The sequence below is a fragment of the Stenotrophomonas sp. YJH_SMC_120 genome (genome assembly GCF_059368675.1).
Map to the genome: position 1 here is coordinate 198,462 of NZ_JCAFRY010000002.1, position 20,062 is coordinate 218,523.

21 protein-coding genes and 1 pseudogene are annotated in these 20,062 nt (G+C 66.1%); 14 read left to right on the forward strand and 8 right to left on the reverse strand.

Annotated features, from left to right (window positions below; all coding sequences use genetic code 11):
- Positions 1-30 precede the first annotated feature (30 nt).
- Positions 31-1,605, reverse strand: coding sequence for a S15 peptidase family protein (locus AC5P60_RS04995; RefSeq protein WP_483693152.1), 1,575 nt, complete (start codon positions 1,603-1,605; stop codon positions 31-33).
- Between the two features lie 205 nt (positions 1,606-1,810).
- On the opposite strand from AC5P60_RS04995, the gene AC5P60_RS05000 reads away from it, so the two are divergent.
- The 3 genes from AC5P60_RS05000 to AC5P60_RS05010 all read left to right on the forward strand — a co-directional run bounded on the left by AC5P60_RS05000 (position 1,811) and on the right by AC5P60_RS05010 (position 4,891).
- Complete coding sequence (locus AC5P60_RS05000) at positions 1,811-3,061, forward strand: hypothetical protein (RefSeq protein WP_483693153.1); 1,251 nt, start codon at positions 1,811-1,813, stop codon at positions 3,059-3,061.
- A gap of 289 nt (positions 3,062-3,350) precedes the next feature.
- Complete coding sequence (locus tag AC5P60_RS05005; protein ID WP_111108917.1) at positions 3,351-4,091, forward strand: DNA/RNA non-specific endonuclease; 741 nt, start codon at positions 3,351-3,353, stop codon at positions 4,089-4,091.
- 104 nt (positions 4,092-4,195) lie between these two features.
- A complete protein-coding gene (locus AC5P60_RS05010; protein ID WP_483693155.1) occupies positions 4,196-4,891 on the forward strand; it encodes an HAD family hydrolase in 696 nt (231 codons plus the stop codon).
- A gap of 6 nt (positions 4,892-4,897) precedes the next feature.
- Here AC5P60_RS05010 and AC5P60_RS05015 read toward each other — a convergent pair whose 3' ends face one another.
- From AC5P60_RS05015 to AC5P60_RS05030, 4 genes are read right to left on the reverse strand one after another with little or no spacing between them, the layout of a single operon-like run.
- Positions 4,898-5,128 (reverse strand): hypothetical protein, encoded by a 231-nt coding sequence (locus AC5P60_RS05015; RefSeq protein ID WP_033834252.1) that lies wholly within the window; start codon positions 5,126-5,128, stop codon positions 4,898-4,900.
- Entirely contained in the window at positions 5,125-5,550 is a 426-nt protein-coding gene (locus tag AC5P60_RS05020; RefSeq protein ID WP_049450762.1) for a VOC family protein, read from the reverse strand. Before AC5P60_RS05020 ends, AC5P60_RS05015 begins: the two co-directional genes overlap by 4 nt.
- A gap of 10 nt (positions 5,551-5,560) precedes the next feature.
- A complete protein-coding gene (locus AC5P60_RS05025) occupies positions 5,561-6,022 on the reverse strand; it encodes a helix-turn-helix domain-containing protein (RefSeq protein WP_005409769.1) in 462 nt (153 codons plus the stop codon).
- Positions 6,019-6,945 carry a LysR substrate-binding domain-containing protein gene (locus AC5P60_RS05030; protein WP_049403750.1) on the reverse strand — a complete coding sequence of 309 codons (927 nt, stop codon included), beginning with the start codon at positions 6,943-6,945 and terminating at the stop codon, positions 6,019-6,021. The genes AC5P60_RS05025 and AC5P60_RS05030 overlap by 4 nt, the downstream gene beginning before the upstream one ends.
- Positions 6,946-7,036: 91 nt before the next feature.
- Here AC5P60_RS05030 and AC5P60_RS05035 point away from each other — a divergent pair, with 91 nt between their 5' ends.
- From AC5P60_RS05035 to AC5P60_RS05050, 4 genes are all read left to right on the forward strand, one after another.
- Entirely contained in the window at positions 7,037-8,077 is a 1,041-nt protein-coding gene (locus AC5P60_RS05035) for a hypothetical protein (RefSeq protein WP_483693157.1), read from the forward strand.
- On the forward strand, positions 8,074-8,955 hold the full coding sequence (locus tag AC5P60_RS05040) for a TolB family protein (RefSeq protein ID WP_483693159.1): 882 nt from the start codon (positions 8,074-8,076) through the stop codon (positions 8,953-8,955). Before AC5P60_RS05035 ends, AC5P60_RS05040 begins: the two co-directional genes overlap by 4 nt.
- Positions 8,956-9,022: 67 nt before the next feature.
- Positions 9,023-9,559 carry a GFA family protein gene (locus AC5P60_RS05045; protein ID WP_483693160.1) on the forward strand — a complete coding sequence of 179 codons (537 nt, stop codon included), beginning with the start codon at positions 9,023-9,025 and terminating at the stop codon, positions 9,557-9,559.
- Positions 9,552-9,860: a DUF6958 family protein gene (locus AC5P60_RS05050; RefSeq protein WP_483693162.1), complete on the forward strand. Its 309-nt coding sequence runs from the start codon at positions 9,552-9,554 to the stop codon at positions 9,858-9,860. Before AC5P60_RS05045 ends, AC5P60_RS05050 begins: the two co-directional genes overlap by 8 nt.
- Here AC5P60_RS05050 and AC5P60_RS05055 read toward each other — a convergent pair.
- A pseudogene (locus tag AC5P60_RS05055) lies at positions 9,861-11,215 on the reverse strand (sigma-54 dependent transcriptional regulator).
- Between the two features lie 398 nt (positions 11,216-11,613).
- Here AC5P60_RS05055 and AC5P60_RS05060 point away from each other — a divergent pair.
- From AC5P60_RS05060 to AC5P60_RS05085, 6 genes are all read left to right on the forward strand, one after another.
- A complete protein-coding gene (locus tag AC5P60_RS05060) occupies positions 11,614-12,144 on the forward strand; it encodes a FapA family amyloid fibril periplasmic chaperone (protein ID WP_033834313.1) in 531 nt (176 codons plus the stop codon).
- Positions 12,141-12,758 carry a FapB/FapC family functional amyloid domain-containing protein gene (locus AC5P60_RS05065; RefSeq protein WP_033834261.1) on the forward strand — a complete coding sequence of 206 codons (618 nt, stop codon included), beginning with the start codon at positions 12,141-12,143 and terminating at the stop codon, positions 12,756-12,758. Before AC5P60_RS05060 ends, AC5P60_RS05065 begins: the two co-directional genes overlap by 4 nt.
- 43 nt (positions 12,759-12,801) lie before the next feature.
- Positions 12,802-14,118 (forward strand): FapB/FapC family functional amyloid domain-containing protein, encoded by a 1,317-nt coding sequence (locus AC5P60_RS05070; protein WP_495201696.1) that lies wholly within the window; start codon positions 12,802-12,804, stop codon positions 14,116-14,118.
- 99 nt (positions 14,119-14,217) lie between these two features.
- Positions 14,218-14,922: a C39 family peptidase gene (locus tag AC5P60_RS05075; RefSeq protein WP_012480358.1), complete on the forward strand. Its 705-nt coding sequence runs from the start codon at positions 14,218-14,220 to the stop codon at positions 14,920-14,922.
- Positions 14,923-14,934: 12 nt separating this feature from the next.
- Positions 14,935-15,684, forward strand: coding sequence for a hypothetical protein (locus AC5P60_RS05080; RefSeq protein WP_483693165.1), 750 nt, complete (start codon positions 14,935-14,937; stop codon positions 15,682-15,684).
- Between the two features lie 46 nt (positions 15,685-15,730).
- Complete coding sequence (locus tag AC5P60_RS05085) at positions 15,731-17,023, forward strand: transporter (protein WP_033834264.1); 1,293 nt, start codon at positions 15,731-15,733, stop codon at positions 17,021-17,023.
- 61 nt (positions 17,024-17,084) lie between these two features.
- Here the strand turns inward: AC5P60_RS05085 and AC5P60_RS05090 are convergent, their stop codons facing one another.
- A complete protein-coding gene (locus tag AC5P60_RS05090) occupies positions 17,085-18,344 on the reverse strand; it encodes a phage exclusion protein Lit family protein (RefSeq protein WP_049433519.1) in 1,260 nt (419 codons plus the stop codon).
- Between the two features lie 4 nt (positions 18,345-18,348).
- Positions 18,349-18,657, reverse strand: coding sequence for a Pepco domain-containing protein (locus AC5P60_RS05095; protein ID WP_049433520.1), 309 nt, complete (start codon positions 18,655-18,657; stop codon positions 18,349-18,351).
- Positions 18,658-18,908: 251 nt separating this feature from the next.
- Between AC5P60_RS05095 and AC5P60_RS05100 the strand changes: the two genes are divergently transcribed.
- The gene (locus tag AC5P60_RS05100) at positions 18,909-20,048 is read left to right on the forward strand and encodes an SPFH domain-containing protein (protein ID WP_005409782.1); all 1,140 of its coding nucleotides are present in this window, start codon (positions 18,909-18,911) and stop codon (positions 20,046-20,048) included.
- Positions 20,049-20,062: the final 14 nt, after the last annotated feature.

Consider the following 20,062-nt stretch of genomic DNA (forward strand, 5'->3'; position numbering starts at 1 on the left):
CGTGCCCGCCGCAACGGGCACGGCGCCACATCAATGCAGCGGCACCTTCAATACCGACGGCGCGTTCGCCGGTGAACTGAAGCTCACCGTGCCACCCAACTGGCTGATGCCCGCATAGCGCAGATCCACGGTATCAACCACCAGGGTCAGGCGGCTGCCGGCTGGAAGGTTCCAGCTGCTCGCTTCCAGCCGCAGGTCGAGCGTCTTCGGCTGGCCCGGCGTGGCACCGCGCAGCGTGTACGGCTTGTGGCTGATCAGCTGGCCGTTGCCCAGCACATCCTCGGCGTACAGGTAGGCATACAGCGTGGTATTGGCGCGGCTGGGCGTGACCGTCAGGCGCACTTCCGGCGTACCGTCCAGCCGTTTGGCGCTCCACTGGATCGGCCCCTGCCAGACGCCGGCAGCACTGCGGCCAACAAACGGCACGTAGGCAACCGGCGGCAGATTGATCATCTGCAGCGCGCCGGAGGCCATCGCCACGCCGGAATTGGCTGCGGTCAGCAGCCCGCTGCCGATGCGATAGTTCCAGCCAGTATTGCTGCCATTCTCGACCAGGCCACCGGTCGGCAGCAGCAGGCCAGAGGGTGCGGTCAGGCCGTAGCTGACCGCACCCTTGCTGGTCGCCTGCCAGTTCGCATACGTGCTCCAGCTGCCCTTCTGTGACTTCAGCTGCACCGCAGGCTGCCGGTCGATGCCATTGGCCACCCCCTTCAGGTAATGGTCGAACCAGTCGCCCACCGAATCGTAGACCTCGTTGGGAACACCCAGTGCGCCAAAGGCTTCGTTGAGCGCGTGATCGCCATGGCGCAACTGCAGCTGCTTGGGGCCCTTCAGGCGGTTGAAGAAATCGACCAGCTGGCCCGGCGGGAACAGGCTGTCGTTGAAGGCGTTGGCCAGGAACACCGCTGGCTGGTTGGCGTTGATCTCGTCGATGCTGGCCCCGGGGCTGCGCTGCGCCGCCACCGGCAACAACGAGTCCACCGCGCCCTGGTAGTTGCCGACCAGCACATTGCGATTGATGGTGGACAGCTCCGGTCCCGGGCGACCGGTGGCCAGGCCTGCGGCAACCAACAGCGCGATGCCCTGTGCGCTGGGGGTGTCGTTGCTGTACAGCGAGGCCTGCAGGTCGGCCCATCCACTCAGTGCAGCCACTGCCTTGATGCGCGGATCGCGTGCGGCCGCCAGCAGGCTGGTGCCGGCCCCATAGGAGATGCCCGATACGCCGATTCGTGACGGGTCGGTGCGGGTGTTGTCCAGCGCCCAGTCAATCAGTGCACTGACATCCTCCACCGTGGCCGGCCCGGCGATGTCGATGCTGCCGCCGGACTCCCAGAAGCCACGCGAGCTGTAGCTGATGACCACATAGCCGCGCCGGGCCAACGACTGCGCCACGCCCACGTACTCCACGCTGGGCACGGCCCAGCTGCTGGGCATCACCAGCAGCGGATAGCGTCCGCTGCCCGCGTCCTGCGGTTCGATGACGAAGGCCCCGAGAGGCGTTCCATCCCAGCTGGGAATGGTGCGATGGGTGGTCTTGACCGTGGCCGCCCAGGCGGTGGGCGCCAGCCCGGTCAGCAGCATCAACAGCAGCACTACCTTGCGCATCGTGTTCTCTCCCCATCGGTGGTGGTGCAACGGGTTGGACCGTACCAGTGCGAATGGTGGGTGGCACCTTGCGACGCAGCATGACCGTTGCTGCACTGTCGCAACCTTTGAATCGATGCTATGACGGGACCTTCCCAAGGACGGATGGATAATGAGAGCCCGGCCGCTTCCACTTGTCGCCCTGTTGCTGGTTGCCGTTGGCCCCGTGTCCGCGGAGGATCCTGCGCTGTCCGACGTGACCGCTGGCGCAGTCTTCGAAGAGGCGCAAACGCTGTGCCAGGCCGACAACGGCCGACTTTGGGGAGCGTCGCTGTGTGGGCCAATGATGCTGGTGGACAGGACCAGTCGCCGGGTCACGGCATCCCGTGCAGATGCACAGGGCAACCTGCAGGCACGTGGAGAGGTTTTCATCGGCCAGCTTCCGCCGGACGCGATCATCGCCAACACCGCCGTCGAATGGTCCGGCACCCGCTGGACGCAGCTGCTCTGGCCGCTGCCACAGGACGAAAGCCGGCGACGCACGCTGCTGGCCCACGAGATGTTCCACCGCCTGCAACCCGCGCTGTCGATCGCAGCGCCGGCAGAGGACGGCAATGAACACCTCGACACGCTTGAAGGACGCTACTGGCTGCAGCTGGAATGGCGCGCGCTTGCAGATGCCCTCACGGGCACCGATGCAGTGGCGCAGCACACTGCGGTGACCGACGCACTCGCATTCCGCGCCGAGCGCCACCGCCAGTTCCCTGCGGCAGCGCAGGAAGAAGCGGCGCTGGAATTGAACGAGGGCCTGGCCGAGTACACCGGCGTGTTCGTGGGCAACCCAACGCGCTCCACACGTACCCAGGCGGCGCTGCATGACCTTCGCGCGCACGTTGCTGATCTCAGCTTCGTCCGCTCTTTCGCCTATGCCACCGGTCCGGCCTATGGCCTGCTGCTGGACCAGGCGGCCCCCGGTTGGCGCAACGATCTCGCCCACCCCGCCCGGGACCTCGGCACGCATCTGGCCGAAGTGACCGGGACCCCGATGCAGCGGAATGCGACCGCGCTGCGAGCCGCTGCTGCGCGCTACGGCGGGCAGGCACTGCGCGAAGCCGAAACGCTGCGCGAACGGCAGCGCCTTGCGCAGCTGGAACACAACCATGCGCGCTTCGTGACAGGCCCGGTCGTGCGGTTGGATCTGCGCAGCATACGCATCCAGTTCAATCCCAACACGATGCAGCCGTTGCCGGGCCGTGGAACGGTATATCCAACAATGCGGCTGACCGATACCTGGGGCAGCCTGGACGTCACCGACGGAGCATTGATGCAGAGCGACTGGAAGGCCGTGTTCGTGCAGGCACCCGCAACTGCCGACCCGCCGCTACAGGGTCCAGGGTGGCCGCTGAGTCTGAAACCAGGATGGTTACTGGTGCCGGGAACACGCAACGGCGATTACGTGTTGAAGACGTCCCCCTGACAACACCCGCAGGCATCGCGATGCTCTAGCACGCGAGCGTTTCAGACACGCCCTGCACCATTTGACACATCTCCAGTGCTTGCGCGCTGTCACAGCTTCGTCTTTTCATCGTTGACCGAAAGACGACAGCTTGTGACGCTTACGACACCGCAAGGCCTCCACCGGCCTGTCATAGCGGCCACGTCCCACCGCAATCCGTAGCACCCGTCCCCGCAACGCCCTCCCATGACTTCGCCTCGGCCTGGTTGTGGCGGACGGCTGCGCCCTGAACTTCTGCTGGAGAACCGCAATGCGCCTTGCAACCTTCTTCTTCGCGTTCGTCCTCAGTGCCTTCGCCGGCGCTGCCCAGGCCCAGGTCGTCACCCTCAACAAGGGCGGCTTCGTGCTCACCTACGACTGCAGCATCCACAGCGCCACCCGCTACGAATACACCCTGACCGCAGACACCGGTTCGGCCGCGCGCCCGTCCAGCTTCTACAAGGATCCGGACCTGCCGGCAGGCTGCCTCGGCCAGACCAGCACCGCTTCCTACGCCAGCATCAAGTCTGGCTATGACCGCGGCCATCTGGTGACGTCCAACCACATGGACTACAACGCGACCTACATCCGCCGCGCCAACTACATGACCAACATCGTTCCGCAGGTGTCCAGCTTCAACCAGGGCATCTGGGTGAAGGCCGAGAACGTGGCCGAGTGCTACCGCGACATCGCGCCGGTGGATGTCTATGGTGGCGTGGTCTACGGCGACGCCTCCAACGACTACTTCCTTTCCAGCCACGGCATCCCGACGCCGGAGTTCTTCTGGAAGACCATCATCACCCGTGACCCGACCACCGGCACCGCCAAGGCGATCAGCTGGATCATTCCCAACGAAGCCAATCTGGGCAGCCTCGACAGCTATCTGGTGACCATCGCCGATCTGGAGGAGCTGCTGGGTGCGAGCTACGTGGCGATCAACGCACCGGCCTCGTTGAAGAACATGCTGCCGGCCACCACCTGGCCGCAGCCGGCGGGCTGTGACCTGGGCTGACCGGCCGGCCGGGAATGGGTGGCACCCAGTCCGGGTGCCACACAGGGATGGCTGTGGGAAAATGGCGGGCAATTGCACCACCGCATTGCCCCCTGGAGCTGTAGATGTCCCGTTTCCCCTTCGATGCCGTGCTGTTCGACTGCGACGGCGTACTCGTCGATTCCGAGCCGCTGGTCGCCCGCGTTCTCTCGGAAATGCTGACCGCACGCGGCTGGCCGCTGACCCCGGCGCAGGCGGGTGAAGTCTTCCTCGGCCAGTCCGTGGCCCATCTGGCAGGGCTGATCGCAGAGCGCACCGGCAAGCCGTTCACCGAGGAATGGCTGGAGGAGTTCCGCCATCAGCGCAACCGGGCACTGGAACGTGACCTTGAAGCGATCCAGGGGGCACCCGAGGCCGTGCGTGCGATCGCTGCAGCCACCGGCGGGCGGATCGCCTGCGCTTCCGGTGCCGACCTGCACAAGGTGAAGCTGCAGCTGGGCAAGGTCGGCATCCTTGATGCCTTCGGTGCCCATGTGTTCAGTGGCCAGGACATGCCGCGCACGAAGCCGCACCCGGACGTGTACCTGGCTGCAGCTGCAGCGCTGGGCGTCGACCCGACGCGCTGTGCAGTGATCGAGGACACCGTCACCGGCGCCACTGCCGGCGTTGCCGCAGGCGCCACCGTGTTCGGCTTCAGTGAGGGTGGCCCGCACCACAGTACACCTGAAGCCCTGCGCGCAGTCGGTGCAAAGGTGATTTTCCAGCGCATGGACCAGCTGCCGGGCCTGCTTGCCGCCTACGCGGTGGACGCCGTCACCTGACTCTGCTCAGCCCGCGGTGCCCAGTGCGGCGCTGCGGCGCTTTCCGGCGTAGTGCAGCGCGAACAGGTACAGGCCGGTGAACAGTTGCAGGAACAGCGGCGGCAGCGGCGAATAGGTGATCCACGCTGCAGGTTCGCCCTGCCCCAGCCCGCGAACGGCGAAGTTGGCGATCACCGCCAGGGTGAACACGATCGAGGTCCAACGATGCACGGGCCGTGCCCAGCCACCGCGGCTCATTGCCGGCGCCTCGCTTCGGAACGGGCTTCGATCATCTTCCAGCCATTGCCTGATGGGTCACGGAATCCGGCGTCGACGGCGCCATAGCGCTCGATCGGCTCCTGGGTGAATTCCACGCCCTGTGCCAGCCATTGCGTGTAGCGCGCCTGGCAGTCATCCACGGCCAGCACCAGCGGCGGCATTGCGCCCTTGGCCACCAGCTGCTGCAGCGAAAGCGCGGTAGCGGCGTCGTGGGTGGGCGGGCCTGGCACGAACAGGCCCAGCTGGAAACCGTCCTGGCCCGGGCTGCGTACCGTCAGCCATCGGTAGCTGCCATTGCGTACGTCGGTATGCACTTCGAAGCCGAGCTTGCCGACGTAGAACGCCAGCGCCTCATCCTGGTCGCGCACATACAGGCCGACTGTGTTCACAGTGTTCGTCATGGGACCTCCCTCAGGTGGGGTCCACGTTAGCAACCGCCTCGCGGCGGCGCTTCTCCAAAACTGCGATCTTCAGGTCCGGGCGCTGCGCGGCGCGTGCATGGCATTCCGGCACGCTGGCCGACGCCGCCTGGCCCGCACGCTCACGCTCACGCACATTGCCCGGGCTGTCACCGGTGATGTCACGGAAGATGCGGCCGAAGGTACCCAGGCTGCTCCACCCGGTCTGCGCGGCGATTTCGGTGACCGGCAACTCGGTGTCACGCAACATCGCCACGGCCCGTTCGATGCGCCGGCTGAGGAGATAGCGGTGCGGTGGCAGCCCGAAGGCCTGCTTGAACGAACGGGCGAAGTGCGCCGGCGACACCGCACTGACCTCGGCCAGGCGCGCGACCGGCCATTCCTCATGGCTGGCGCGGTCCATCCGGTCCTTGGCACGCAGCAGGCGCCGCAGCAGTTCGGGGCTCTGGTTCATGGCACCACCGCCTGGGCCAGGTAGTGGCGTGCCGCGTGCCGCGCCTCAGCGGCCTGCTCGACCAGCCAGTCACGCAATGCAATGACCTTGGCACTGCCATTTCGCGCCGTGGGTGCCACGAACCAGAAGCTGCGACCGTCGCTGGCGACGCCCGGATGCGCCTGCACCAGCCGCCCGCTGTCCAGCTCGGCCTGGAACAGGATCGGCGAGCCAATGGCGATGCCTTGCCCGGCGATCGCGGCGCCGACATCCAGATGCTCGACAGCAAAGGGCACGACGAAACTCTCCGGTGCCGGCGGTGGAATGTGCCCGTGCGCGGCAAACCACAGGGCCCACCAGTCCGGCCGCCCGAGCAGGGGAATCTCCAGCGCGCTGCTGCCCAGCCCACGCGCCTCGTGCAGCAGCGCCGGCGCACACAACGGTGTGAACACGCTGGGAAACAAGGGAGTTGCCTGAAGACCCGGCCATTCGCCCTGGCCATTGCGGATGGCGGCATCGAAGTGACCGGCGGCCAGATCCTGCGGCGCTGCCGACAGGTCCAGTTCCAGCACGAACTGCCGGTGGCGGGCGCGGAACGTGCCCAGCCGCGGCGTCAGCCAACTGGTGCCCAGCGTCGGCAGCACGGACAGGCGCAGTCGCGCCGCATCCCTGTCAGCGGCGCGCATGAAGCTGGCGCGCAGTGCATCGAATGCCCGGGTCGCCTCCTGGGCGACGCTGGCACCCGCCACCGTCAGTTCCACGTGCTGTGCGTGGCGCAGGAACAGGCAGATCCCGGTCTGGACCTCCAGCCGCCGCACGTGGTAGCTCACCGACGCCGCACTGGTGTCAAGCTCTTCGGCGGCGCGCGCGAAGCTGCCCAGCCGCGCCGCCGCCTCGAAGGCACGGATGGCGGCAAGCGATGGCAGCTGGCGTTGGGTGACCATAAGTGTGACTTAGCCTGAGCCCCGATATCTGCGTGGTCAATCCCCCTGGTACGCGCAACGATGGAGGCACCTTCGACAGGGGATCACGCACATGGATCGACGGCAGTTCCTGGCCACCCTGGCCGCCGCGGCGGCATCTACGGCGCTGCCCTCCGGGTGGGCCCTGCCCAGCCACAGCGAAGACTGGCAATGGTTGCAGGGCAACTGGCAGGTCCGGCACCGACGCCTGAAGGAGCGCCTGATCGGCGATACCCGTTGGGAGTCCTTCACGGGTTCCAGCGCGGTCTGGCTCACCTTGGGCGGACTCGGCACCATCGATGACAACGTCATGGCGCTGCCTTCGGGCGCCTACAGGGGCCTGGGCGTGCGCGCATTCGATCCGGTGTCTTCCACCTGGTCGATCTGGTGGATCGATGGCCGCAACCCTGCCCATATCGAAGCCCCTGTGCGCGGCGCTTTCAAGGGCGATGCCGGCAGCTTCCGCGGCACCGACCGGATCGACGGGCGCCCCATCGAGGTCTGGTTCCGTTGGCATGACATCCACGGCGAGGAGCCGTGGTGGGAACAGGCGTTCTCCGACGATGCCGGTGCGCACTGGGAAGTGAACTGGCGCAACTGGTTCCGCCGCACTGCTGCGGTCCCCTCTCCGCTTCCGAAGCTGCCGGATGCACCGGGCGATTTTGATTTCCTGGTGGGCCATTGGAACGTGCGCCATCGTCGCCTGCGCGCTCGGCTGGCAGGCAGCAATGCATGGGACGCGTTCAACGGCACCCTGCACAACTGGCCGGTCCTGGGAGGATTCGGCAACGTGGGTGACAACCTGATGGACATGCCTGAAGCGCCGCTGCGCGGCATGGGCATCCGCGCCTGGAATGCGGCGGAGCGGCACTGGCTGAGCTGGTGGCTGGATGGCCGGGAGCCAACCCGGATCGGCGCGCCACTGCGCGGTGGTTTCCAGGCCGGTGTCGGCCGCTTCTTCGGCGAAGACCAGCACGACGGTCGAACAATCCAGACACGGGTGATCTGGTCACGCATCACGCCGCGCTCGGCGCGCTGGGAACAGGCGGCCTCGACCGATGGTGGACGCAGTTGGGAAACCAACTGGGTCAGCGACTTCGAGCGACAGGCATGAAGGCGCTGCTGGCCATGATGCTGCTGGTTGCTGCGTCGCCTCCCGCGCCTCCATCCAGGGTGCTGCGGATCGTCGGCCCCGCCGAGCGCTTCGCCCCGGGCGTTGCATCCACGCAATACGACGAGATTCGACTGACCTTGAGCCCGGACGGTAGAACCGCACTGTGGTTCAGCCGCAACCGGCCCGGCGGTCCAGGCGGGTATGACATCTGGGTCTCCCGCAACGATGGGCAGCGCTGGCGGCCGGCGATGCCGGTGCCGTTCAACTCGCCGGGGCGCGACTTCGATCCCGCCTTTTCCGCCGATGGCCGCGTGGTGTATTTCTGTTCGGATCGCGCAGGCGGCCAGGGCGGCGACGATCTGTACCGGGTCAGCATGGGGAGCGACGGTCGATTCGGGGAGCCGGTCAATCTCGGCCCGGCAGTGAACAGCGCGGCCGATGAATTCGCGCCGATGCTCTCGCCCGACGCAGCCACGCTGCTGTTCTCCAGCGATCGCGCAGGCGGTGCGGGTGGCCATGACCTCTACGTCGCAGCGATGGTCCGTGGCATGGCGCAGCCGGCACGGCCGCTGCCGGGAGACCTCAATACCGCAGTGCAGGAGTTCGATGCCACCTTCCTGGGCGACGGCCGGGCGCTGGTGTTTGCCCGCGCCCTGGACTTCGGCAGTGCACCGGTACGCCAGTTCATTGCCTACGCGCGTGGAGGCCGGTATGACGCGGGCCTTGCATTGCCCTCCCCCTTGAACGAGGCCTCCGGCGACAGCTACGGCGCGATGCTGGATGGCTCGCAACCCGACACCTTGACCTATTCGGCGCGGCGCGCGGACGGTGCAGGGCTGGACCTGTACCGCATCCGCTATCGGATGATGCGCCCTTGAAGGCAGATGCTGTCGATTTTCGGCGCTCCGGTTCGTCGAGAGGATGAAACCCCAGGAGAAAACGCAGATGGCCTCACACCAGTCCCTTGCCTGCGCCTGCGGCCAGGTGCGCCTGACCGCCACGGGCCAACCCATTGCCACCGTCGAATGCTGCTGCGACAGCTGCCGCAAGGCCGGCGCCATGCTGCAGTCGATGCCCCGAGCGCCGGACGTCCTGGGCCCGGACGGGCAGACGCTCTTCGTAATGCACCGCAAGGATCGCGTCAGCATCGATGCCGGACATGCCATGCTGCGCGCGTTGCGGTTGTCCAGCAGGGGCGGCAGCCGCCGCGTCGTGGCGGGATGCTGCAATACACCGCTGTTCCTGGAGTTCAGCGGTGGCCATTGGCTGAGCCTGTATGGCCTGTTGTGGCCGGCGTCGGCAAGACCCGCCGTGGAGATGCGGACGATGGTCAGTGATCTTCCTGACCCGTCTGTCCTTCCGGACGATGTGCCGAACCTGAGAACCCACTCGCTGCGGTTCTACGCCCGCCTGATGGAGGCGTGGATCGCCATGGGCTTCCGCAGCCCGCGCATCGAAGTCGCGGGAGATACCCATGTCTGAACCCGAGCGGATCGAGATCGAGAGCATCACCACGCCCGGGCACATCCAGCGTGTGGATCGCGCCAAGTATCTCGCCATGCGCCATGCCTTGCTGCGGGCCCTGCCTTCGCAACCGCCCGGCCTGACCGTTGCGCAGGCAAAACAGGCACTGCTGCCACATCTGCCCGCCACCCTGTTTCCGGCAGGTGCCACCGCTGGCTGGTGGTTGAAGGCCGTGCAGCCGGACCTGGAAGCCAAGGGCGTGATCGAGCGCGTCGCGGGCAAGCCGTTGCGCCTGTTCAAGCACCTCGCGGCCGGCTGATCAGCGCTGCGCAGGCAGCTCCAGCCGGTGCTTGCGGCACAGGCGATACACCGTTACCCGCGATATCTGCATCTGCCGCGCACACTCGGAGACGTTGTAGCCGGTCTGGCGCAGGGTCTGCAGCAGCACATCGCGCTCGGCCTGCCCCCGTGCATCGTGCAGCATCGCCGCTGGCAGGACCGCCGCCGATGCGCCCAGCTCCAGGTCACGCTCACTGATCAGCTCGCCTTCGGCCATGATCGCTGCACGCTGCACACGGTTGAGAAGTTCGCGTACGTTGCCGGGCCAGTCGAAGCGCCGCATGGCCTGCACTGCGGCCGGTGCAAAGCCGCGTGCACGCACGCCGTGGCGCAGCCGGAAGCAGCGCAGGAAGTGCTCGGCCAGCAGCTGCACGTCGGCGCCGCGCTCACGCAGCGGTGGCATCAGCAGGCGCAGCACATTCAGACGGTAGTAGAGATCGCTGCGGAACCGCCCCTGCGCCACCGCGTGTTCCAGTTCGACGTGGGTCGCGGCAAGTACACGTACGTCTGCGCGCAGCGGCTGGCTGCTGCCCACGCGCTCGAAGGTTCCCTCCTGCAGCACGCGCAGCAGACTGGTCTGTGCCTCTGCCGGCAGATCGCCCACCTCATCAAGAAACACCGTTCCGCCATGGGCCGATTCGAACACGCCGATCTGCCGCTTGTCGGCACCGGTGAACGAGCCACGTTCGTGACCGAAAAGCTCCGACTGCACCAGATTGGCCGGAATCGCACCGCAGTTCACTGCAATGAAAGGCCTGCCGGCACGCCCCGACAGCGCATGCAGCGCGTGTGCGGCCAGTTCCTTGCCGGTACCGGTTTCACCGGTGACCAGCACCGGCAGCTCCACCGGCGCAAACTTGTGCAGCACCGTGCGCACCGCATGCAACGCGGCGCTTTCGCCAATCAGCGCGTGCGGTCCGTGCCCACCGCAGGTTGCGTCGACAGGCGGATCATCCGCGTCGAACTGCTGGCGCATTGCGCAGACCAGGTCCTGCAGGCCGAACGGCAGCGTGAAGCGCGCGCAGCATCGCTGCAGCAACGGCAGCCAAGCGGCGATGTGGGTCCGGCACCCGGTGGCAGTACCGCGAGCCAGGGTAGATGCTGGTGCTGCTCGATCCACGGCGCCAGCAGCTGCAGCGCGACCGCATCGAGATGGCGCAGATCGAGCACGGCGAGCAAACGATCGCGCCCACGCAGGCCAATCGCCATGGCGGGATCGGGATGGATGCTGCGCACATACCAGCCCGCTGCCGCCAGCGCACTGCGCTCGTTTGCCAGCGGCTCGCCAAACCAGAGCACGCAACGTGACGTAGAAGCCTCCGGGACCGCTGCCATGCTTCCCCCAGCATCCGGACACCGTCGGCGGACTGTCAGCCAATCACCGGCGTGCCGCCCCCCCGCCGGGACCTCTACGGCCACCGGGGTGGCCTTTGTTGGGCGGATCCTAGCGCTTCCCTAAACGGCGGCGCAATGAGCAGTGCGTCAAGAAATTCCTGGCTGAAGCGGCACCGTAGCAGACGGCGACGCCACCTGTAACACCGATGCGACAGTCGCCCGCAACCCTTGCCCTGCGGTGCCTGGCGCTTCGAAATCCCGACAATTCCGCGACGTGCCTGTAACAGCATGGCAGCAACCCGGCCAGGTGCTGCACGGTCACCCTGTTGGCGCGTGGGCGCTTCGAAGTTGGCACGGTTGATGCGTGGTTCCGCCGCACCCCATCGCGGGAGATCGGCATGGACGGCACCACCCTGATTCGCGGCTTGGCCGCAGCGCTGGCAATAGCCCTGCTGTCGGTTGGCACCGACGCGTCCGCATCGGGCGCCCGCCAGGGCGTGAAGGCACAACCGGGCGAAATCGTCCTGTTGCGGGACGTCTCCGCGCGGCCGGCCTATCGCATGGCACCACCGGGCATGGCGCTGATTGCCGACCCGAAGCCGCAGCGCGAGATCGCCGCCGCATTGGGTGTCGGCGGCACGACGACCGGCATGGACGAGTTGAGCGATGAGGACTATGCCGGCATGGGCGCCGGCCAGGCCGCGTCCATCGCGGCGCCGGGCGGAACCACCGTTGAACGGGTCACCCAGCAGGCCTTGGGCGGCACGCTGGGCCGCAGTGGCGACGGCATGGTCGGCAGCAGCCTGGGGGGCGCCATGAGTGGGCCGCTCGGTGCGGTCGGCAGCAGCACCCGCGGTATCGCCGATACCGTGCGCGGCGCACTGGCCCAGTTCCCGCTGCAGGGCACGGCCCCGGCAGGTGGAAAATGAAGCCCCTGCACGGCGTGCTTCTGCTGCTCGCTGCCGCGCCCTCGGCGACCCGGGCCGATGACTACAGCGGCATGCTCGCCTATCTCGACGTGGCCCGGATCGACGGCCACGCACTGGCCGGGGCGAATGGCGCCATCGCCGTGAACCAGGCCGCCGGCGACCTCAATGTGCAGGCCAACCTGCGGGGTATCGCCAAGGGCGATCGCGCCGACGTGGCGATCAATGCGCGGCAACTGCAGCAGGGCAACCGCGTGCTGTCCGGGCCGCTGCGGGCCACTGCATTCATTGGCGGTGACGCGCTGGCCGGTGCCAGTGGCATCGCATCCATCAACCAGGCCAGCGGCATCGCCAACACGACGCTCAACGTCGTCAGCGCGACGCTGGCCCGACAGGGCATACGCGAAACCGACGATACGGCCTTGGCCGCCGAGGGTTCCGCGTTGGCAGGGGGGCGGGACGACACCGGTCGCGGCGTCGCGACGGGCACCCGCAGCGCCGGTGTAGCCAGCACCGCGCTGCGGGGATTCGACGGGGTCCTGCAACTCAATCAGATCGCGGGCAACGGCAACGACACGGCCAACGTACTGGGCCTGGTCGTGCTGGACCGCCCGTGACAACCACCCAACCGATGCACCACCTGATGAGAGAGAGGGCACCATGAAAGCGACCGTCAAACAGACCATGCTCGCCATGGCGATTGCCACTGCCTCGACCGCCGCTGCGGCCAATGGCTGGGACAACCAGAACGCCAACGCGAACATCAACCACAACCACACCGTCAGTGAAACCCGCAACGATACGCACAACCACACCGACAACGACGTGCGCAACCGCACCGTCAACGTCAATGTGCAGAAGCACAGCAACATCCAGGCCGACGAACGCAAGGAGAAGAACAACCACGGCGTCGACGTGAACCTGGAGAAGGACCTGCGGATGAGCACCGACATCAATTTCTCCGGCGATCCGAACATCACCGGCGACATCGACCTCGACTCGGCGGCCATTGCCGTGATCGACAACCGCCAGTCGATCAGCAACAACGCCACCAGCAACAGCCTGGTCACCAACAGTGCGTCCATCGGTGACAGCGTGGGTGCCGGCGCATCGGGCAATCTCGGCTTCAACGTGGTCTCCGGCGACAACAATGCCCAGGACAATGCCGCGTCGTTGTCCGCTGCCGATGCGTCCTTCAGCTTCGGCATGGCTGACGCCGAGGTGTTCGTCAACCAGGCCGGCTTCGGCAACGCCACCATGAACTCCGGCGTCACCAACGCCGCAGGTCTTGGCGGCAACGCTTTCGGCGGCGCGTCCGGCAACATCGGCGTGAACATCGCCTCTGGCAACAACAACGAGCAGAAGAACGCGCTCGCGGCCTCGGTCGCGACCACGGCGGTGGCCCAGTCGAGCATCAGCTCCAACCAGGTCTCCACCGGCAACACGGTCAGCAACGCCGGCTTCGTGCAGTCCTACACCGATACCGTGCAGGTCGGCATGCGTGGCGGCGTCAGTGGCCTGACCCTGGCCTATGGCGCGGGCACCTACCGCGGTACCGGCAACGCCTACCAGATGGCCAACTACTATCTGGATACCTGGAGTGGCGAGCTGCCACACCCGGGTGGCAACAGCACCGGCCACATCGACCTGGACAACCAGATCCAGAACGCCACGATGAACCCCAACCGGCCGGGGGTGGGCGGCCTGGGCTTCGATACGCGTGAGAGTGGCACCAGCCAGTTCGTCGAACTGGGCGTGGCCGACCTGTATGCCAGCCTCAGCGGCACGGTCGGCACCACGCGCTGGGTGAACGTCAACGCGACCAACACCTCGGCATTGTCGGGCAGCGCCTTCTCCGGCGCCTCCGGCAACATCGGCGTGAACGTGGCTTCCGTCACCGGCAACCTGCAGGCCAACAGCCTGGCCCTGGCAGTCGCCCAGCCCAGCACCGGCGGCGGTGGTGGCAGCGGCGAGTAAGCGCAACACCCCGGCCGTCCGCCAATGGCCGGGTTCCCGGGAGCCCCTGTCCCTCCTCCCCCTTGGGGCAGGGGCTCCCCCCTGCTGCCGGAGACTGTGATGATCCGTTGCCGTCTTTCGATGTGCCTGCTGGCCTGCCTGTTGCTGCTGGCCACTGTTCCTGCGTGGGCGGGCGACGTGCGCTTCAGTGGCGTACTGCCCAATGGAGCGCTGCTGCAGCAGAAGGTGGAGAGCATGCAGGAGCGGCGCTACCGCAACGTGGTACGCCAGCACACCGACTACAGCTGCGGGGCTGCGGCGCTGGCGACCATCCTGCGCCACGCCTACCACCTGCAGACCGACGAGGCGACGGTGATTGAAGGGATGATGGGGGTGTCCGATCCAGCGCTGGTGGCCGAACGCGGCTTCTCCCTGCTCGACATCAAGCGCTACGTGGAATCGCTGGGCATGCGTGGCCGGGGCTACCGCATCGACGAAACACGACTGCGCACCCTTCGCGTGCCGGGACTGGTGTTGATGGACGTGCGCGGTTTCCGCCATTTCGTGGTGCTCAAGCAGGTGCGCAACGGCATCGTGGAAGTGGCTGACCCGATCCTCGGCAACCGCAGCCTGGCGCTGCCGGAGTTCCTGGCCGCCTGGCCATCGCGCGCGGTCTTCGTGGTGATCGGCAGCGACTTCGATCGCAACACCGCTCTTCTGCAACCCAGCGAACGGCCCAGTGCCCGCGCGCTCTTCGCGCGGCAAGGGCCGATCACCGATGCCGAACTGGTCGACTTCGGCTTCAGCCACGCCGACCTGTTCTGAGGAGGTACGACCATGTTCCGCCGACACGTATGGATGGCTCTGCTGCTGATGGCCCCTGCCCTGCCCCTGCAGGCCGCCGACGGCAGGACCGGGCGTGGCCTCACGGAAATCCCCGATCCGGAGCTGAGCCTGATGCGGGGGCGCTACACCGTGGGCGGCAACAACGTCGCCTGGTTCGGGGTCACCATGGTGTCGCAGTGGCAGGCCAGCAACGGCACGACCCTGCAGGGCCGCCTGACCCTGGGCATGGACTTCCGTGGCGGTGGCACGCCGAAACTCAGCTTCCAGCCCAGCGTGCATGTCACGGCAGCCGATGCGCCGCTGCCCGATACCCACGGACGCAGCATCGACAGCAGCGGCCTGGCCAACGCCAGCGGTCTGGTGCAGAGCGTGCAGGTGGCCGGCGAGGGCAATCTCGCGCGCAACGTCACCACGCTGACGGTTCGCGAGGGTGGCGTGCCGGCAGCTCTTTCTGATGGCGCAGGCAATGTCAGCGCGCAGCAGGGCGGCGCCAGCGCGACGGCGGTGCTGGAAGGCAACCAGGCACGCCTGCTGCTGCAGGTGGACGGCCAGGGATTGGTACAGCAGTGGATCCGCAATGGCAGCGTCGGCCAGGGCATCGCCCTCGCCGGTGACGGCCAGATCGCCAGCAACCAGTTGCGGCTGGAGCTGGTGCGCAACGCCGTGGGCGGCAATCTGCCGTTGAGCCAGAACGTGGCCCAGGCGATTGCGTTGAACCGCGGCATGGGGCCGGGCCAGTAGCAGGGCCCGGCATTGGGGGAAACGCTCCACAACGCAGGACACGGACATGCACACCCTGATGAGGATCACCCCGTTGGCGCTGGCGGCGCTGGCGGGCACCGCCCTTGCTGCACCGACGACGCCGGACGATGGCGCTGACGTGCAGGCCCTGGCCAACCAGCTGGAACAGCTGAAGGCCAACTACGCACAGGAAGTGCGGCGGTTGCGCGAACTGGACATGCAGGTGCAGGCCATGCAGGCGCGCCTGGGCGGGCGGGTTGGCCCAGCCTCGACCCCGCCGGCCGCGCCATTGGCGCAGGCAGCGGCCGCCGCGGTTCCACCGAGCAGCGAGGGTTACGCCAGTACCGCCGCAGAAGCACAACAGGCCAGGCAGGAGTCGCGCCGCAGCGTGGACGATGTGAAGCAGCAGCAATCGGCCCTGTTCTCGCGCCGCTTCACCATCGAGAACAGCCTCACCTACGCACGCTACGACCGCAAGCAGCTCACCCTCAACGGCTTCCTCGCGTTGGACGCCATCTTCCTCGGCAATATCGCCATCGAGAATGTGGAGTCCGACTCGCTGACCTACAACGTGGCGGCCCGCTGGGGCGTCAGCCCGAACTTGACGCTCAACCTGGATGTGCCCTACCTGGCGCGGCGCACCGTGTACCAGAAAGGCGGCGCCGGCGGTGCAGCAGCCGCCATCGCGCAGGAGCAGACCAACGGCAACGGCCTGGGCGACATTGGCCTGAGCGCGAACTACCGGCTGTTCGGCGAACGCGGCTGGCGCCCGGAGACCGTGCTCACGGCCGGCGTCACCGCCCCCACCGGACGCGCCCCCTACGGCCTGGACTGGAAGGTGATCGAGCGCGATGACGATGACTACATCCGCTTCGCCGTGCCGCGCGAGCAGCCCACCGGCAACGGCGTATGGCAGGCCAACCTCGGCCTGTCGATGGTGAAGACCGCCGACCCGGCCATCCTGTTCGCCAACATCGGCTATGTGCACTCCATCCCGCGCGGATTCAACGACATCGACAGCAATCCGGACACGGTCAATCCGGGCGACGTGAAGCTGGGTGGCTCGGTGTACTTCGGCGCAGGCGTGGCCTTTGCGTTCAACGAGCGGACCAGCCTGAGCCTGTCCTTCAGTGACCGCATCAGCGCCCGCGCCTCCACCCGCTTCCAGGGCGGCAAGTGGATGAAGGTGATCGGCAGTGATGCCAATGCGGCATCCCTGAACCTGGGCGTGACTTATGCGTTGAACCAGCACACCACGCTGGTGACGCTGCTGGGCATCGGGCTGACCCCGGATGCGCCGGACTTCACGCTGGCGTTCAAGATTCCGTACATGTTGTAGCTACTTGACCAGCTCGTCCCAGCCAGTCATCGGCATGGCTGGGCCGGCTGCCCTGCCCTCATTATCGGTATCGGCTGAATACACACTCCAGAAGTGTGTCCATCGGCTTTGAATAGTTTCCCTGCAGACTATAGAGGAGCTTCATCCGGCGAAAGCGCCGCTTGATCTCTTCATCAGAGAATTCAGGCGATCCCGATCGATTCGCGAGGAAGAATCCATCGATCACCGGACTCAGCACTGCCTCGACAAGCTTCACCGGATAACCACGTCCCAGAATGGGCCTGATCTCTTCCCGGAATCGGGCGTAGTCAGGGACGTCTTCAAGTGAGCACTCATCAAGCAGTGCATGGATGTCGTCTGCGAATGCATTGGCCTCGGCGGAGAACCGCACTTCGATGTCTGGCAGCAGATCAGCAGCCCTGGAGAACGCACTATCGATCAGATCTGCAACCAAGACGATCTGTTCGAACGCCGCGTCATCCTCACAGCAATCGCGCAGAGCCCTTCGCATCGCCGCAAGCCGATCGGGGAGAGCAGGATGAGTGCCGGCATCAGCCGCACGATCGCCCAGGCGTTCCAGCAAGGACCACGACTGCAGCGCGAACTCCGCAGCGGCATAGCTGAGCATGTGGAAATTCGGATCATCATCACGCGCCAAACTGGCGTGCATCGAGAGCTGCACCGCGATGTAGTCGCAGACAAGCTCCTCCTCCACGGCGCCGACGGCTTCTGGCCGCTCCTCTCGCAGCTTATCCTCGACGTCACACATCACATGCGCGAGTTCATGTGCAACCAGAAAACGCTGAGCACGCATGGCGAGCTCGCTGGCATAGATGCGCTGATGCTTTGAGATTTCGTAGTCAGGGCCGAAACTGCCCTCGCACTGCCACCAGACAATTTCGCTGAGAATGCGTGCCAGCTCGTCAAGCTCAAGCCCCATGGAAGGATTGCTTTCAAGACGAATGAGCGCACTGGAAAGAGGTCTTGCGACCCGATAGAGGTACTCGGGGAGCGCTGAGGTCATCACGATGCCGTAACTCCCGTCCTGGAACGTCTGGACGTATACGGCAGGGTTGTGCTCGCAGATCTCCGCAGCTGAGATCCGGCCATCGTCAAGGCGGCTGATGATGGACTCCGGAAGAAGCGGCCGCAGATCTCGAAGAACCATCTGAACCCGGCAGATGGCATCTGGCAAGCCAGTTGCCACAGGTAGTTCCAGCTCCTCGGCAATCTCAGCGATCAGTTCGGGACGCACTTTTCCGAGTGGGTGATCCTGTTCCTGCTTCCGACGTTCGATGAAACTGCTGGCTTGAGTACTCATCCCATCAGCCCTTCCGTTTGAGCTTGAGCTTGAGCCCCGCCTGGGTTCCGGCCGAGAACTTCCCGAGCAGTTCAACGCCGCCGCTTGCGGTTACGGCCAACGAAAGTTCGATTTCGTCCACAACGACTGAAGTCGACGCCAGAAAGCCATCCTCCAGCATCTTCGAGAAATGATCGGCCATCTTTCGGACACTATCGTCCATTTCCATGGCGCCTACTTCAACCACACGCGCCATGCCGGAGCGCATCGATGCCAGGCCGTTTCTTACATTGCCCTCGGAAGGCTCTTCAACCAGAACGCGAATAACATCCATGAATCCCCCTGTTCTTCCGTTGATACTCTGAAGTTGATATTGCCTCATTTGAGGCAGGCTGATTATGTCCCGGTGGTGCGCCTGAATGCCAGATCAATCTACTGCCCGGACGCGCTGAGCCGATCTCGGCGCAAGCGGTCGAAGGCACCGACGGCATTCACCCAACGGCACCACAGCCGCCCCCGGCCACTGCTATATTCAGTCCAGCTCGGCAGGCATGGTGCCTGCCCTCGAATCACAGGGAGTTGGACATGGGTCTGGTACAGGCGGTGAAGGGTGCGGTTGGCGGTGTGCTGGCCGACCAGTGGAAGGACTTCTACACCGTGCCGGCGGGCCTGCCGTCCACGGCCGCCCTGTTCGCGGCGGTGCCGCAGGGCACCAATGCCGGCCGCGGCTCCAACACCAGCGGCTCGTCCAACATCATCACCAACGGCTCGAAAATCATCGTGCCCGAAGGTTACGGCCTGCTGCTGTTCCAGGACGGCGCGATCACCGCGTTCGTCGCCGAACCGGGTGGCTACGAATGGCGTTCCGACGATCTGAACTCGCAGTCGATCTTCGCCGGCGACGGCCTGGTCAGCACCTTCATCAAGCAGAGCTGGGAGCGCTTCAAGTTCGGCGGCCAGCCGGGCGCGCAGCAGGCGGCCTACTTCGTCTCGCTGAAGGAATTGCCGGACAACCGCTTCGGCACCCAGTCGGAAATCTACTGGGACGACGGTTTCCTCAATACCCAGGTCGGTGCGATCACCCGCGGCTCGTACACGTTGAAGATCGTCGACCCGATCCTGTTCGTGAAGAATTTCGTACCGGCCAGCTACCTGCGGCCGGGCCAGGTGTTCGACTTCACCGATCTGGACAACGCCGCTGCCAGCCAGCTGTTCAATGAAGTGGTCGGTTCGCTGGCCCCGGCCTTCAGCCTGTATACCAACGATCCGGGCAAGGGCAACCGCATCACCAAGCTGCAGCAGGACTCGCTGGGCTTCGCGCAGAGCCTGTCGGCCGCCGTCGAGCAGGGTTACCAGTGGAAGTCCGACCGCGGCCTGGCCATCGTCAAGACCGCCATCGTCTCGATCGAGTACGACGCCAACACCCGCGAACTGCTGAAGACCGTGCAGCGCGCCGATGCGCTGTCCGGTTCGCGCGGCAATTCCAACCTGCAGGCCAGCGTCGCCCAGGGCATCCAGTCGGCCGGCGAGAACGGCGGTGCGGCGGGCCTGGTCGGTGTCGGCATGGCCTCGGGCATGTTCGGTGTCGGCGGCATGCAGCAGCCGGCCACCCCGGCTGCCGACGATCCGGTCGCCAAGCTGAAGAAGGCCAAGGAAATGCTGGACCTGGGCTTGATCACCCAGAGCGATTACGACGCGCTCAAGGCCAAGGCACTGGGCCTGTAACAGCAGGACGCACA